This window comes from Bradyrhizobium sp. SSBR45G, from assembly GCF_030159255.1.
Taxonomy (GTDB): Bacteria; Pseudomonadota; Alphaproteobacteria; order Rhizobiales; family Xanthobacteraceae; genus Bradyrhizobium.
Genome location: NZ_BSCT01000017.1, coordinates 14,014 through 27,194 on the forward strand (window position 1 = coordinate 14,014; position 13,181 = coordinate 27,194).

Here is a 13,181-nt window from a genome sequence, read left to right on the forward strand (position 1 = left end):
GGGTTACGCCTTCGGCTAACCCGCCCTACGAGTCTCAAACTCTCTCCCAGTCGTCATTCCGGGGCATTCGCGCGCAAACGGTGCAGCCGTTTGACGCAGCGCGAATGAGCCCGGAATCCATCACCACAGGCCTCGGTTTGAGGCGAGCACGCGCCACTTCCCGGTAGCGCCTCATCACCATCGTGAGTATGGATTCCGGGTTCGCCCTGCGGGCGCCCCGGAATGACGGTGGAGGGAGCGATGGCAACAACGAGCAAGCCAATATGGCTGCCGGCTCACTCCGTATAGCTGTGCGACCGCTCTGCCCGGCGGAAGTGAACCGGCGACAGGCAGCGCCGGGCCCGGCTGATCTGGGCGTCGGTGGCACCGCGGCTGCGCGCATACATTTCGGCGACTTCTGCCGTGTACTTCTCCACGTAGTAGCGAACCTCCGAGCAGGAGATCCGGTCGCCCTGGTTCGGCTCGCCTGCTGCCTGCAGCTCCGAGCCCATCGCCAGCACCAGCAGTCCCGCGCCAATCACGCCCCGCAACATCGCCGTCCTCCCCCTTGTCGCAGCTGTCTGCCAACAGGGCAGACTCGGGCCGGCGGCGCAAATTAACAATGCTGCTGTCCACGACATCTAGCGCGAGCTGTTGCTTCGCGGCGTCACTGCTGGGTTCGCCGACGGCGCGGCGGGCGCGATGCCAAGGCCGCAGTGACGCAATGCCAGTTCCTGAAGCGGAACCGCGACGAGCTATGCGAGCACGTTGTCAACGTCGCGCTGAGCCGAAAGGATTGTCGCTCGGCTTTCGCGCGCCAGCCGTCGGAGGACGCCTCACTCCGTCATGCCTTGCTTGCCGCGCTGGCGCTTGCGCTGCTGCTCGCTGCGGTGCTGGTCGTGCCTTGCGCGTTGTAGGTCTGCGCGCCCTGGCTGCTGCCGTCCGAGGCGGCGGCGGTCTTGGTGACTTCGGTCGAGCCGTCGGAATAGGTGATGGTCGTGGTGGTGACGCCGTCGAGCGTGATCGAGACCTCGCTGACCACGGTCTTGCTGGACGATGCGCCGCCGCCGGAGGAACTGTCCGACGTGCTGCCGGCCGAGCTCGTGGCCGACGACGATGATGTCGCCGAGGTGGAGGAGGTGGCCGTGGTGGCCTGGGACGACGTGGTCGCGATGGGCGTCGTAACGGAACTGATCGACATGGGACTCTCGCATCAGGAAAGGGCAGGTGCCGCACGGGAGCGCGGCTCGCTTCTTCAACGCAGCTTCCGCGCGAAGCTGGCGCGACGAGTTGCGTCTGAATATGTCCGGATGCTGCGATCTACACGCGAGGCGGAATCCAAGACCACGCGCGGCAGTGATCAAGCGAGGGCCCGCCACGTCGCGCTCGCGCCTCATTCCCATCGCGGCAGTCCGGGCTCGCATGGGACGCCGACAGCTGCGCTGGCGTTCTGCGCGCCCGGGAATGACGGCGGAGAGCGGGGAGGGCGATTGCCAAGCGCCGGCGCCGCGCTCTAATCTCCCGTGCGTATGACCGTCACGCTCTCGCCCCAGCAAGCATCATTCGTCGCGGAAACCGGTGCGCTGCACATCAAGGCCGCGCTCGATGCATCCGCCTTGAGCGACCTCTTCGACGCGCTGTCCGGCCACGCACCGGAGCAGGCCGGCACCCGGTTGCACGGTCTTGCGCCGCTCAGGCCGTTCCTCGCCCATGACGGTCCGGTCGGTCGCGCCGCTGCCGCGGTCCTCGGCAACGCCGCGCGTCCGGTGCGCGCCGTCTATTTCGACAAGACCGCGCAAGCCAACTGGGCCGTGCCCTGGCATCAGGACCGCACCATCGTCGTCCGCGACGCATCGCGGTCACCGGCTTCGGTCCCTGGACCATCAAGGGCGGCCTGCAGCACGTCGCGCCGCCCTGCGAGGTGCTCGCGCGCATGGTGACCCTGCGCGTACATCTCGACGCGGTGCCCGGCGGCAACGCGCCGCTGCTGATCGCCCCCGGCTCGCATCGCCTCGGCCGCATCGCGGAAGCCGACGTTCCGGCTGTCGTCGCGCGCTGCGGGACCGCGGTCTGCTGCGCCGAGCCGGGCGACATCTGGCTCTATGCCACCCCGATCCTGCACGCCTCCGAGCCATCCGTACACCCCGGCCATCGCCGGGTGCTGCAGGTCGATTTTGCCGCGGATGAGCTGCCGGGCGGGCTGGCGTGGTTGGGGGTGTGAGGCCGGCATGGAGACAGCGAGCGGGCTGCGATGAGACGAATGTGTGCAGCGCTGCTCGGTGTGATCGCGGCGGCGTTGCTGGCCGGCTGTCGGACGACGGAGCAGGCCGAATTTCTTGGCCATAGCCGGAGCGGCAGGGCCGAGTTGCTCGCGAGCTATCCGCGCGAGCAGAAGTGGCGCATGTTCAAACTGATCCTGGCAAGCCTGGCGACGACGGACAACGATCTCGACTATCGCGACGCGCTGCAGGTCTTCGCGGAGATGGAGCGCAGTGGCACGTATCGCGTCTGCGCCGACGGCTCGGTTCTTGCGAAGATGGCGGGCTACCGCGACAGGATCAGAGATGCCGGCTGGCGTGAGGTCTATGGCGACATGCTGCGAGACATGTGCCGGGCCAAACCGGCGGGGCGGAGTGGAGCGGCGCAATCCGACGTCGACGAACGAGAGTTCAGCGGGTCAGGCTGATGCTGACCCGCTCTACGCTTCGTCAATGGATCAGTGGTCGCCGGCCTACTTGCCGAGGATCTTCTCGGCCGCCGTCACGATGCTGACCGTCGGATGCTCGGCGCAGTACGTGCCGAACTTCTTGGCGTTGGCGACGAACTCCTCGGTGTCGAACAGCGCTTCGTCCTGATCGCCCTTGTACCAGCCGTCCAGCCAGATCAGCACCATCTTGATGGTGTCGTCGCCGCTGTCGACGAACTGCTTGCAGCTCATGGTGGAGAGATCGAGCACGACGGCGGAGGCCGGCGCAGACGACAGCATCAGGGTAGCGCCGAACAGCGCGGCAATGATCGACTTCATAGTCTTTCTCCGAATGGATGTGATGAAAACAATGAACTATGCAGAGCGTTACGAAATCCTTCGCGCGCCGACAGACCGTGTCGGACCCGCAACGGTAGAACTGGCCGGATCGCGTGCAGATGTCAAGGACGGGGAGAGGCTATCCCATGCTGGTCATCACGCTTGCCCGGCGTCACGACGGGACCGCATCGGCGGGCGGGAATTGCCTGTCGGGCAAATCACGTAAATCCGAAAATACTTGTCAATGGCTTCCGAAAAACATAAATCGCTTTTCGCCGTCCCCAAATCAGCAGTATGGTCCGCGCATCCCGTTGCGCGGTAGGGGACGGTTCGCGGTCGTCACGGACGTTGGCAGCGGGATGCGGTGGACGCGGGCGGGCGGCGTGCTGTGAGCACGGACGAGCGCTCCGTTCGCGGACGGTGAAGGCGTGTGGTTCCGATACTCCGACGCTAGTATCAACGTTGCGACAAAGCTTCGCTTTGCGCAGCGGATGGTGGCCAGAAAGCCGGCGCACCAGGAAGAGCACGCGATAGTCCGTTAAAACCATCGCGCGGGGAAGGCCGGGCGTTCTCGGCCAGACCTGTGGTGACTGCCGCCTGCTTTTTTGTTGCAGGCGGGCCACGGGCGCGGCCAGCGCCCGGCCTTCCCTGCGCCCTCCATTCGGAGAGGGCGGGATTTCGGGCATAGCTCGGGCGCGAAATGCGTCGCGAGGACGCGGATGCTCATCTCGTCGCGATAGGTTGTTTCAAATTGCTGATCACGGAGTGCGGACAGGCGCGCGCCACGAACTCACCTGTCGTCCCGGCCTCGAGCCGGGACCCATAACCCCAGGGAGTGGTGCTGGGCACGATGGTCGACCAGCTTTGTCCATCACATCGGCCGGTGGCTATGGGTCCCGGGTCAAGCCCGGGACGACACCGAATGTGGAGTGACGCTCCCTCACGCCACCAGCACGGCGTCTGCGGCCAACACCGCGTCGGCGCCGTCGGTGACGGTCTTTTCCAGCGACGGCGCCTGCACGGCAAAGGTCTCGGCGAAGAACCGGGCCAGCGCCACGTGACGGGCGCCGACGGTCTCGCTCTCGCTGCGCGCGGCCAGCGCCTCGTTGGCCAGCATGCAGCCGCCGAGCGCCGAGCCGAAGAGGCGCAGATATGGCGTGGCGCCGGCGAGGGCGTCGTTCGGGGCTGTCGCCAGCTTCTCCAGCAGCCACCGGCTGGAGCGGTCGAGTGCGCCGAGCGCGTCGCGCAGCTTGGCGCCTGTGGTGCCGAAGGCCGGATCGTTCGAGGCCTCGACGCGGCGGACGATGTCGGTGAGCTCGTCGAGCAGCTTGAACACCGAGGCGCCGCCATTCGCACCCAGCTTGCGGGTGACGAGGTCGATCGCCTGGATGCCGTTGGTGCCCTCGTAGATCGCGGTGATGCGGGCGTCGCGATAATGCTGCGCGGCGCCGGTCTCCTCGATGAAGCCCATGCCGCCATGGATCTGGACGCCGAGATAGGCGACCTCGTTGCCGATGTCGGTGGAGAACGCCTTGGCGATCGGCGTCAGCAGCGCGCCGCGCGCGGCGGCCTCGGCGCGGACGGCCGGATCCTTGGCGCGCACGGACACGTCGAGCGCGACGGCGGTGGCGTAGCAGATCGAGCGCGCGGCGGCCGTGAGCGAGCGCATCTGCATCAGCATGCGCTTGACGTCGGGATGGGCGATGATCGCGTCAGAGCCGGTGCCTTTGCTGCCGACGGCGCGGCCTTGGCGGCGGTCCTGCGCATAGGCCAGCGCCTGCTGATAGGCGCGATCGGCGACGCCGACGCCTTCGAGGCCGACGCCGAGCCGGGCCTGGTTCATCATCGTGAACATGCAGCGCATGCCGGCATTCTCTTCGCCGATGAGGTAACCGATGGCGCCACCATTGTCGCCCATCGTCATGGTGCAGGTCGGCGAGGCGTGCATGCCGAGCTTGTGCTCCACGCCGGTGGCGTAGATGTCGTTGCGGGCGCCGAGCGAGCCGTCGGCATTGACGAGGAATTTGGGGATCAGGAACAGGGAAATCCCCTTGGTGCCGGCCGGCGCGTCCGGCAGCCGTGCGAGCACGAAATGCACGATGTTGTCGGTCATGTCGTGCTCGCCATAGGTGATGAAGATTTTTGCTCCGGTGATGCGGTAGCTGCCGTCGGCGGCGCGCTCGGCGCGGGTGCGCAGCGCGCCGACGTCGGAGCCGGCCTGCGGCTCGGTCAGCTGCATCGTGCCGGTCCACTCGCCGGAGATCAGCTTGCCGAGGTAGATGTCCTTCAGTTGCTCGCTGCCATGGGCGTCGAGCGCCTCGATAGCCGAGAGCGTGAGCAGCGGGCACAGGCCGAAGGCGACGTTGGCTGCGCTCCAGATCTCGGTGCAGGCGGCGTTGATGGCGAGCGGCAGGCCCTGGCCGCCATGCGCCTCGGGGCCGGACACCGCGTTCCAGCCGGCTTCGGTCCAGCGCTTGTAGGCATCGGGCCAGCCGGGGGCGGTGGTGACCTTCTTGTCGGCGAGCTTGATGCCGTGCCTGTCGCCGACCTGGTTGAGCGGCGCCAGCACGTCTGTGGCGAACTTGCCGGCTTCTTCCAGCACCGCGGTGGTGATGTCGGGGTCGAAATCGCCGTAATGGCCGGCCTCGACCGCCGCCTTCAGCCCGGCGCCATGGTTGAGGGCGAGCAGCATGTCGTTGAGCGGGGCGCGATAGGTCATGGCGTGTCCTCGGGGGCTCGATGTGGCCGGTTTGGCCGCCGTCATCCCATGAAACCGCCCGGGCCTCAACTTTTTCACGAACAGCTGCTCCGGGCGGCCAGGGAGATCCGGACGGGACGAGATAAGGGCTTGCCGCTATTGACGAATTGGCGTCGTTGCCGGATCACCAAGGGGCTCGGCAAAATTCCCGCGGCGCAGCGGTTGAAATGGACCGGCGCGGTCTGTAGACCACGGACGCCGATCTGGAATCGCACGGCGCTCGCGCGCCGGCCAGATCCGGCCGGCCTGATGGGGCGTAGCCAAGCGGTAAGGCAGCGGATTTTGATTCCGCCATTCGGAGGTTCGATCCCTCCCGCCCCAGCCAGACTACTTTCTGATATTGCTGCCGAAAATCGCACGCATGCGCTGGCTTCGTTGTCCGCCGGAGCGCGTCGGACCGAGGCCGCGCCGGCAGGCCCAGGCGCAACTGCGTGGGCGCGATCAGGCTGGCCGCCTCGACGCCATCGAGCTCACCTTCGCGAGAGCCGCCGCGGCGCTGGAACGGTGGGGATCTTCTGCGAAGCCGTTCGACCCGCCAGCGAACCACATTCGCAGGCCCTGCCGCCGCGCGTGCCACATCCTGTCGATCTTCCGTTTGATCCAATATGGGCGCGCTGCTCGACCTCGTCGGTGGAAGCCGCCCGTGGGCGGCTTCCACGCTGTTTCGGTGAATGCTGTTCTTCAACCCTTCGCCGCATACAGGTCGGCGAAGCGCTCGCGAAGCAGGTTCTTCTGCACCTTGCCCATGGTGTTGCGCGGCAGATCGTCGACGAAGATCACGCGCTTGGGCTGCTTGAACTTGGCGAGCCGTCCGGACAGCGCCGCGAGAATTGCGCGCTCATCCACCGCGGCACCGGGCGTGCGCACCACCGCGGCGGTGACGCCTTCGCCAAAATCGGCATGCGGCACGCCGACCACCGCGCTCTCCGCAACGCCAGGAATGGCGTCGATCTCGGTCTCGATCTCCTTGGGATAGACGTTGAAGCCGCCGGAGATGATGAGGTCCTTGCCGCGGCCGACGATCTGGACGGTGCCCTCGGGACTGATCTTGCCGAGATCGCCGGTGATGAAGAAGCCGTCGGGGCGGAATTCCGAAGCGGTCTTCTCCGGCATCTGCCAATAGCCGGTAAACACGTTCGGTCCCTTCACCTCGATCATGCCGACCTCGTCGGTGCCGAGAAGCGCCCCGGTCTCTGGATCGGCGATGCGCAGCTCCACGCCTGGCAGCGGCCGGCCGACCGAGCCCGGGATGCGCGGGCCCTCAAAAGGATTGGAGGTGATCATGCCGGTCTCGGTCATGCCGTAGCGTTCGAGGATCTCGTGGCCGGTCCGCTCGTTCCAGGCGCGATGGGTCTCCGCCAGCAGCGGCGCCGAGCCGGCGACGAACAGGCGCATGTTTGCGGTCGCAGCCGGGCTGAGCTTCGGGCTCTGCAGCAGCCGCACGTAGAAGGTCGGCACGCCCATCAGCACGGTCGCCCGCGCCATCGCGGCCAGGATGGCCTCGGCGTCGAACTTCTGCATGAAGATCATGCGCGCCCGTGCCGCGAAGGTGACGTTGCCGGCCACGAAGAGGCCGTGGATGTGGTAGATCGGCAGCGCATGGATCAGCACGTCGTCGGACGTGTAGCGCCACTGCTCGACCAGTGTGAGCGCGTTCGAGACCAGATTGCCATGCGTCAACATGGCGCCCTTCGATCGTCCGGTCGTGCCGGACGTATAGAGGATGGCGGCGAGATCGTCCTTGCCGCGGGGGACCGTCGCGAAGGCGCTGGCGCATGCGGCGGCCGCGTCGGCGAGCGAGCCCTTGCCGTTGGGGTCGAGCGTCTCGATCCGGCCGCCGGCCTTGTCGGTGATCGCGCGCAGCGCGGCCTGTTCCTTTGGATCGCACACGATCAGCGTCGGCTGGGCGTCGCGGATGAAGTACTCCGACTCGGCCGGCGTGTAGGCCGTGTTGAGCGGCAAATAGACGGCACCCGCGCGCAGCGTTGCCAGGTAGAGCGCGAGCGCCTCGACGGACTTCTCGACCTTGCAGGCGACGCGATGATCCGGGCCGATGCCGAGCCCCGCGAGGAAATTGGCGAACCGGCCGCTGAGCGCGGCGAGCTCGGCATAGCTCAGCTTGGTGCCGTCGTCCTTCTCGATGCAGATCGATGGATCGGTGCTGGCGGAGGCGAGCAGGCGGTCGAACAGGTTCCAGGTCATGAGGAGATCTTCCGTTGCGAATTGGCTTGCGGGCTTGGCACCAGGTCCTGCGACGCCAGCCGGGCGCGCAGCGACTTCTTCACCTGTTGCGAGGCGATGACGGTGCCGGCCTCGGCAAAGGCCTCGTGGTTGGTCTCGATATGCTCGAGTGCGTAGAGGTAGTTGACCATCAGTCCGTAGGATTGCTTGAGCCCCTTGGGCGACGCATCGCCCAGAAAGTTCAGCCGTTCGAGCCGCGCGCCGTTGCCGAGATGAAATCGCGCGACGGGATCGACCGGCTTGCCCGAGGGCAGCTTCGCCTTGAGGAAGTAGTAGGCGGCGAGCGCGGTGATCTGCTCCTTGGCCTGGGTGATGTCGCCGCCAGCCTCGATCGCCGCGAGCGCGCGTCTTGTATCGTCGTCGATCGCCGTCGACGCCTGGGCCTTGAGCTCGCGCCTGACCCAGCCGGCGAAGCCCGGGACCGGCGACAGCGTCACGAAGGTCGCCAGGTTCGGCAGCTCGCGCGTCAGATCCTGCACCACCTGCTTGATCAGGAAGTTGCCGAACGAGACGCCGGCCAACCCTTTCTGCGTGTTCGAAATCGAATAGAACACGGCCGTGGTCGCCTCGCGCGCATCGATGGCCTGGCGCTCCTTGTCCAGCAGCGGGCCGATCGCGCCGGGGATCTCCCGCGTCAGCGCGACTTCAACGAAGATCAGCGGCTCGTCGGCCAGCTGCGGGTGGAAGAAGGCGTAGCAGCGGCGGTCGGCCGGCTGCAGGCGGTTGCGCAGATCATCCCAGTCCTGGATGGCGTGCACCGCCTCGTATTTGATGATCTTCTCGAGAATGCTCGCCGATGTCGTCCAGTCGATCGGTCGCAGCACGAGAAAGCCCCGGTTGAACCACGACGAGAACAGATGCACGAAATCGTCGTCGACCGCCTGCAGCTCCGGATGTTTCGGCAGCAGGGTCAGCAGCACCTGGCGCATCCGCACCAGCGAGGCGGTGCCTCCGGGCGCCAGATTGAGGCGGCGGATCAGCTCCTGCCGCCGCGGCTCGGCCGCGGCGTGCAGAGACTCGATCTTCCTGCCGCCGCCGTCCTCGCTCCTGTACGCGGCGATCGCGAGCTCGACCGCGCGACGGTCGGGCCCGAACCGGTCGGCGAGCGACGACAGGAATTTCAGCCGCTCCGGCTCCTTGGCCCGCTCGAAGGCGGCGAGCAGCGACTGTGCGATCGCCACGCCCGAGGCTTCGCCCCGCCGCGACAGCAGCGCCTCGCCGAGCAGCTCGAGGTCCGGATCCTCGCCGATGTGGCGAGGCGGCTTGATGCCGAGCACCGACCGGCCACGCTGGGTCAGCGTGTCGATCAGGCCCTGGAGGAATTCCGGCGCCGACAGGCGTCCGGATCTCGTCTCGTTGATCATGGTTCGGAACTCCATGGGTTATCGGGACGGGGGACCCATCACCAGGTTCGGCAACCCGGTGGAGATCGACGGAACAAGGCAGAGCAGTACGACGGCGAGCGCCATCAGCAGCACGAAGGGCAGCGTTCCCCAGATCACGTCGCGGAGGGGGATGTCGGGCGCGATGTTGCGGATCACGAAGATGTTCAACCCCACCGGCGGATGGATCAGGCCCATTTCCATGACGATGGTCATCACGACGCCGAACCAGATCAGATCGAAGCCGGCGGCCTTGAGCGGCGGCAGGATGATCGGCGCGGTCATCAGGATGATCGAGACCGGCGGCAGGAAGAAGCCGAGCACGACCACCAGCACCAGGATCGCCGCCAGCAGCAGCCAGCGCGACAGCTGCAGTCCGACGATGGCCTGCGCGGCCGCCTGGCTGATGTGCAGATAGCTCATCACGTAGGAGTAGAGCAGGGACATGCCGATGATCAGCATCAGCATGGTCGATTCCTTCAGCGTCGATTCCAGGATCGGCGCAAGGTCCGTGGGCCGCCACACGCCATAGATCAGGGCGATCAAGGCCAGCGCCAGGATGCCGCCGAGGCCGGCGGTTTCCGATGGCGTGGCAAAGCCGCCGTAGAGCGCGATCATGACGCCGCTGAGCAGCACGATGAACGGCATCACGCGGGGCAGCGAGCCGAACCGCATGGCCATCGTGAAATGTTCCTTCGCCAGGATCGGATGCTCGGCCGGATTGGCGGCATAGGCGCGCTGCGCCGCGCGGTACTCGGCCTTGAACTTCATGACCGCGTAGGCCGCGAACAGCACCACCAGCAGCAGACCCGGGCCGATGCCGGCCAGGAACAGCCGCCCGAGCGACTGCTCGGCCGCGACGGCATAGAGGATCATCGTGATCGACGGCGGCAGCAGAATGCCGAGCGTGCCGCCGGCGGCGATCACGCCGGCCGCGAAGCCGCCGGAATAGCCGCGCTTGCGCATCTCCGGAATCCCGGCCGAGCCGATCGCCGAGCAGGTCGCGGGCGACGAGCCGGCCATCGCCGCGAACAGCGCGCACGCGAACACGTTGGCGATGCCGAGTCCGCCGGGGATGCGGCCCATCCAGACATGCATTGCGCTGTAGAGATCCTGGCCCGCCTTAGACTTGCCGATCGCCGCGCCTTTCAGGATGAACAGCGGAATCGCGAGCAGGGTAATCGAGGCCATTTCCTCATAGACGTTCTGCGTCACCGTATCGAGCGATGCGGCGGGCATGAAGAAGTACATGAAGACGACGGCGACAGCGCCGAGCGCGAGCGCGATCGGCATGCCCGAGGCCATGAAGGCAAGGGTCGCGCCGCCATACATCATTCCGACAGCAAGCGTGCTCATTTTCTCCTCCAACCATCGATCTGCGAGGCAAGCTGCAATGCGATCTGCAGTGTCATCAGGCTCATGCCGACAGCCATCAGGCTGTAGGGAATCCACAACGGCGGCGCCCAGGTCGAGCCGGAGACCTGCCCGTCGACCCAGGCCTCGTGCAGCAGCGTCCAGGATTTCCAGGAGAAGAAGCTGCAGAACGACAGGCTGATCAGGTCGACGATCAGGACGCGGACCGCGTTGCCGCGCCGCGTGAGGTAGCCGGTGAGCGCCTCGATCCCGATATGGCCGCGGCTCGACTGCACGAAGGCCGTCGACATGAAGGTGCTGCCGACCAGCAGGAACACCGCCGCCTCGTCCTGCCAATAGGTGGCGGCATTGAAGAAGTAGCGCGAGGCGACGCTGTAGCTCAGGATCGCGCTCGCCGCGATCAGCGCGATCGAGCAGAACACGATGATGGTGCGGTTGAGCAGCGCCATGGCCCTGACGAGGCGCGCCGTGAGCGAGCCGGGCCGCGCCGTTGGCGCGGCGGCGGCCTGGCCGAGATCGATGCCGTGCGCGCTCATGCCCCGGCCTCCATCGCGAGCTTGATCAGGCGCGCGCAGCTCTCGTTCTTGTTGGCGTAGTCCTTCCACGCCGTATCCCGCGCCAGCGCGCGCCACGCCTGCACGGCCTTGTCGTCGAGGTCGTAGACCGCCGCGCCCGCCGCCTCGTAGACCTTGGCGACGCGAATGTCGTCCTGCATCGCGTTGCTGCGGCCGAACTCTTCCAGCTCGGCGCCGACCGACATGATGATGTCGCGTTCCTCGGCCGACAGCCGGTCGAAGGACGCCTTCGACATCAGCAGCGGCTCGAGCATGAACCAGTAGCTCTTGGCGCGCCCGCTGGTGAGATGCCTGGCGAGCTCTTCGAGCCGGAACGAGGTCAGGCTGGTGGAGGAGGTGAGCGCAGCGTCGCAGGCGCCGGTCTGCATCGCCGCGTAGAGCTCGTTCGACGGCAGCGACAGCACCGAGGCGCCGGCCGCCTGCAGCACCAGATCCATCTCGCGCGAGCCGCCGCGCACCTTCAGCCCCTTGGCATCGGCGACCTCGACCAGCGGGCGCGAACGGCTGGCAACGCCGCCGGCCTGCCAGATCCAGGTGACGATGACGACGCCTTTGGCGGCGAGAAACTTCGTCAGCTCCTGGCCGATCGGCTTGTCCTTCCAGCCGAGGCCTTCCTCGTAGCTCGTCACCAGGCCGGGCATCAGGCCGATGTTGAGCTCGGGCAGGTCGCCGCCGGCGTAGGAGATCGGGATGAGGCTCATGTCGAGCGCGCCCTTCCGCATCGCGGAGAACTGCGCGTTGGTCTTCATCAGCGACGAGCCCGGATAGACCTCGGCGCCTAGCGCGCCCTTGCTGCGCGCGCTGAGCAGCTCGGCGAAGCGCCGGCACAGCCGGTCGCGGAAGTCGCCTTCGGTGGCAGTGCCGCCGGGAAACTGATGCGAGATCTTCAGCACCGTGGCGGCGTCAGCGCGTCCAGCCCGCAGCAGTGCGGGAACCGCGAGGCCGAGTGCCAGTACCCGGCGTCGAGACAGTCTCATTCCATACCTCCCCTTGCCATATTGCATGTTTATATTGTCTTATTGCATACAATTCATATATTGATTGCATGCTGTATCTTCTGTCAAGTGTGTGGTATGGAATTTGGCCAGAGAGTGCATGCAATGAGCCAAGCCTTTCGACTGAAGCAGGCGATCGAAGACGCTGTGATTGCAGGGGAATTCCTGCCTGGCGACCGGCTCGACGAGGCCTCGCTGGCGGAGAGATTCGGGGTGTCGCGCACGCCGATCCGTGAAGCGCTGCTTCAGCTCGGCTCGGAAGGCTTCATCGATGTCCGGCCGCGCCGCGGCGCGATCGTCAGCGTGCCCACGCCGACGCGGCTGTTCGAGATGTTCGAGACCATGGCCGAGATCGAGAGCGCCTGCGGCCGTCTCGCCGCGCGCCGGCTCACCCCCGAGAACGACGCGGCGATGTCAGCGGCCCACCGCGCCTGCGCGGTGGCCGCGCAGGCCGGCGACAGCGAGCAGTACTACGCCGACAACCGGATCTTTCACGAGGCGATCTATCGCGCCAGCTGCAACGGCTTTCTTGCCGATCAGGCCTTGGCGCTGCACAAGAGGCTGAGCGCCTATCGCCGCATTCAGCTGCGCGCGCGCAACCGCCTGCTGCAATCGCTGCAGGAGCATGCCGGCGTGCTCGAGGCGATCCGTGCCGGCGACGAGCAGCTCGCCGCGACCCGGCTGCACGACCACGTTCTGGCGCAGGGCGAGCGCTTCTCCGACATGGTGCTCGGCCTTGCCGAGCGGCAGCGCACGGCGGCTGCCGGTCGCGCGGCGGCGAAGTCGCGCGCGGCGGAGTAGGCCGATCATCAACGCGTTGAGAGCGCTGGAGGCCGGCCCTGTCCAAGACGA

At 66.7% G+C, this 13,181-nt stretch carries 15 protein-coding genes and 1 tRNA gene; 7 read left to right on the plus strand and 9 right to left on the minus strand.

The window, feature by feature from the left end; genetic code table 11:
• Positions 1–275: 275 nt before the first annotated feature.
• Positions 276–533: a hypothetical protein gene (locus QQL87_RS19790; protein ID WP_284420486.1), complete on the minus strand. Its 258-nt coding sequence runs from the start codon at positions 531–533 to the stop codon at positions 276–278.
• Positions 534–823: 290 nt separating this feature from the next.
• On the minus strand, positions 824–1,021 hold the full coding sequence (locus QQL87_RS19795; RefSeq protein ID WP_284420484.1) for a hypothetical protein: 198 nt from the start codon (positions 1,019–1,021) through the stop codon (positions 824–826).
• Between QQL87_RS19795 and QQL87_RS19800 the strand changes: the two genes are divergently transcribed.
• Genes QQL87_RS19800 through QQL87_RS19815 form a run of 4 tightly spaced genes read left to right on the plus strand, consistent with a single transcriptional unit; the run spans position 999 to position 2,665 of the window.
• Positions 999–1,496: a hypothetical protein gene (locus tag QQL87_RS19800; protein ID WP_284420483.1), complete on the plus strand. Its 498-nt coding sequence runs from the start codon at positions 999–1,001 to the stop codon at positions 1,494–1,496. The two genes, QQL87_RS19795 and QQL87_RS19800, sit on opposite strands and share 23 nt — an antisense overlap.
• Before the next feature lie 6 nt (positions 1,497–1,502).
• Positions 1,503–1,919 (plus strand): hypothetical protein, encoded by a 417-nt coding sequence (locus QQL87_RS19805; protein ID WP_284420481.1) that lies wholly within the window; start codon positions 1,503–1,505, stop codon positions 1,917–1,919.
• Positions 1,913–2,200 (plus strand): phytanoyl-CoA dioxygenase family protein, encoded by a 288-nt coding sequence (locus QQL87_RS19810; protein WP_284420480.1) that lies wholly within the window; start codon positions 1,913–1,915, stop codon positions 2,198–2,200. Before QQL87_RS19805 ends, QQL87_RS19810 begins: the two co-directional genes overlap by 7 nt.
• Positions 2,201–2,230: 30 nt before the next feature.
• Complete coding sequence (locus tag QQL87_RS19815) at positions 2,231–2,665, plus strand: hypothetical protein (protein WP_284420478.1); 435 nt, start codon at positions 2,231–2,233, stop codon at positions 2,663–2,665.
• Positions 2,666–2,710: 45 nt separating this feature from the next.
• Here the strand turns inward: QQL87_RS19815 and QQL87_RS19820 are convergent, their stop codons facing one another.
• Positions 2,711–3,004 (minus strand): HdeA/HdeB family chaperone, encoded by a 294-nt coding sequence (locus QQL87_RS19820; RefSeq protein WP_284420477.1) that lies wholly within the window; start codon positions 3,002–3,004, stop codon positions 2,711–2,713.
• Positions 3,005–3,150: 146 nt separating this feature from the next.
• Between QQL87_RS19820 and QQL87_RS19825 the strand changes: the two genes are divergently transcribed.
• Positions 3,151–3,396, plus strand: coding sequence for a hypothetical protein (locus tag QQL87_RS19825; RefSeq protein WP_284420476.1), 246 nt, complete (start codon positions 3,151–3,153; stop codon positions 3,394–3,396).
• A gap of 548 nt (positions 3,397–3,944) precedes the next feature.
• Here the strand turns inward: QQL87_RS19825 and QQL87_RS19830 are convergent.
• Positions 3,945–5,723, minus strand: a complete 1,779-nt coding sequence (locus QQL87_RS19830; protein ID WP_284420475.1) for an acyl-CoA dehydrogenase family protein — start codon at positions 5,721–5,723, stop codon at positions 3,945–3,947.
• Between the two features lie 289 nt (positions 5,724–6,012).
• Here QQL87_RS19830 and QQL87_RS19835 point away from each other — a divergent pair.
• A tRNA-Gln gene (locus QQL87_RS19835) sits at positions 6,013–6,087 on the plus strand.
• A gap of 356 nt (positions 6,088–6,443) precedes the next feature.
• Here the strand turns inward: QQL87_RS19835 and QQL87_RS19840 are convergent.
• From QQL87_RS19840 to dctP, 5 genes are read right to left on the minus strand one after another with little or no spacing between them, the layout of a single operon-like run.
• Positions 6,444–7,964: a malonate--CoA ligase gene (locus tag QQL87_RS19840; protein ID WP_284420473.1), complete on the minus strand. Its 1,521-nt coding sequence runs from the start codon at positions 7,962–7,964 to the stop codon at positions 6,444–6,446.
• Positions 7,961–9,367, minus strand: a complete 1,407-nt coding sequence (locus QQL87_RS19845) for a malonyl-CoA decarboxylase (RefSeq protein ID WP_284420471.1) — start codon at positions 9,365–9,367, stop codon at positions 7,961–7,963. The genes QQL87_RS19840 and QQL87_RS19845 overlap by 4 nt, the downstream gene beginning before the upstream one ends.
• 18 nt (positions 9,368–9,385) lie before the next feature.
• Positions 9,386–10,741: a TRAP transporter large permease gene (locus tag QQL87_RS19850; RefSeq protein WP_284420470.1), complete on the minus strand. Its 1,356-nt coding sequence runs from the start codon at positions 10,739–10,741 to the stop codon at positions 9,386–9,388.
• Entirely contained in the window at positions 10,738–11,295 is a 558-nt protein-coding gene (locus QQL87_RS19855) for a TRAP transporter small permease (protein WP_284420469.1), read from the minus strand. Before QQL87_RS19855 ends, QQL87_RS19850 begins: the two co-directional genes overlap by 4 nt.
• On the minus strand, positions 11,292–12,311 hold the full coding sequence (gene dctP, locus QQL87_RS19860; RefSeq protein ID WP_284420467.1) for a TRAP transporter substrate-binding protein DctP: 1,020 nt from the start codon (positions 12,309–12,311) through the stop codon (positions 11,292–11,294). Before dctP ends, QQL87_RS19855 begins: the two co-directional genes overlap by 4 nt.
• Positions 12,312–12,434: 123 nt before the next feature.
• Here dctP and QQL87_RS19865 point away from each other — a divergent pair, with 123 nt between their 5' ends.
• Complete coding sequence (locus QQL87_RS19865) at positions 12,435–13,130, plus strand: GntR family transcriptional regulator (protein ID WP_284420465.1); 696 nt, start codon at positions 12,435–12,437, stop codon at positions 13,128–13,130.
• Positions 13,131–13,181 lie beyond the last annotated feature (51 nt).

Excerpts from the sequence above, each read along its gene's own strand:
- QQL87_RS19790 (WP_284420486.1), bottom strand. The coding sequence starts at position 533 with ATGTTGCGGGGCGTGATTGGCGCGGGACTGCTGGTGCTGGCGATGGGC.
- QQL87_RS19810 (WP_284420480.1), top strand. The coding sequence starts at position 1,913 with ATGGTGACCCTGCGCGTACATCTCGACGCGGTGCCCGGCGGCAACGCG.
- QQL87_RS19815 (WP_284420478.1), top strand. The coding sequence starts at position 2,231 with ATGAGACGAATGTGTGCAGCGCTGCTCGGTGTGATCGCGGCGGCGTTG.
- QQL87_RS19820 (WP_284420477.1), bottom strand. The coding sequence starts at position 3,004 with ATGAAGTCGATCATTGCCGCGCTGTTCGGCGCTACCCTGATGCTGTCG.
- QQL87_RS19825 (WP_284420476.1), top strand. The coding sequence starts at position 3,151 with ATGCTGGTCATCACGCTTGCCCGGCGTCACGACGGGACCGCATCGGCG.
- QQL87_RS19830 (WP_284420475.1), bottom strand. The coding sequence starts at position 5,723 with ATGACCTATCGCGCCCCGCTCAACGACATGCTGCTCGCCCTCAACCAT.
- QQL87_RS19840 (WP_284420473.1), bottom strand. The coding sequence starts at position 7,964 with ATGACCTGGAACCTGTTCGACCGCCTGCTCGCCTCCGCCAGCACCGAT.
- QQL87_RS19845 (WP_284420471.1), bottom strand. The coding sequence starts at position 9,367 with ATGATCAACGAGACGAGATCCGGACGCCTGTCGGCGCCGGAATTCCTC.
- QQL87_RS19850 (WP_284420470.1), bottom strand. The coding sequence starts at position 10,741 with ATGAGCACGCTTGCTGTCGGAATGATGTATGGCGGCGCGACCCTTGCC.
- QQL87_RS19855 (WP_284420469.1), bottom strand. The coding sequence starts at position 11,295 with ATGAGCGCGCACGGCATCGATCTCGGCCAGGCCGCCGCCGCGCCAACG.
- dctP (WP_284420467.1), bottom strand. The coding sequence starts at position 12,311 with ATGAGACTGTCTCGACGCCGGGTACTGGCACTCGGCCTCGCGGTTCCC.
- QQL87_RS19865 (WP_284420465.1), top strand. The coding sequence starts at position 12,435 with ATGAGCCAAGCCTTTCGACTGAAGCAGGCGATCGAAGACGCTGTGATT.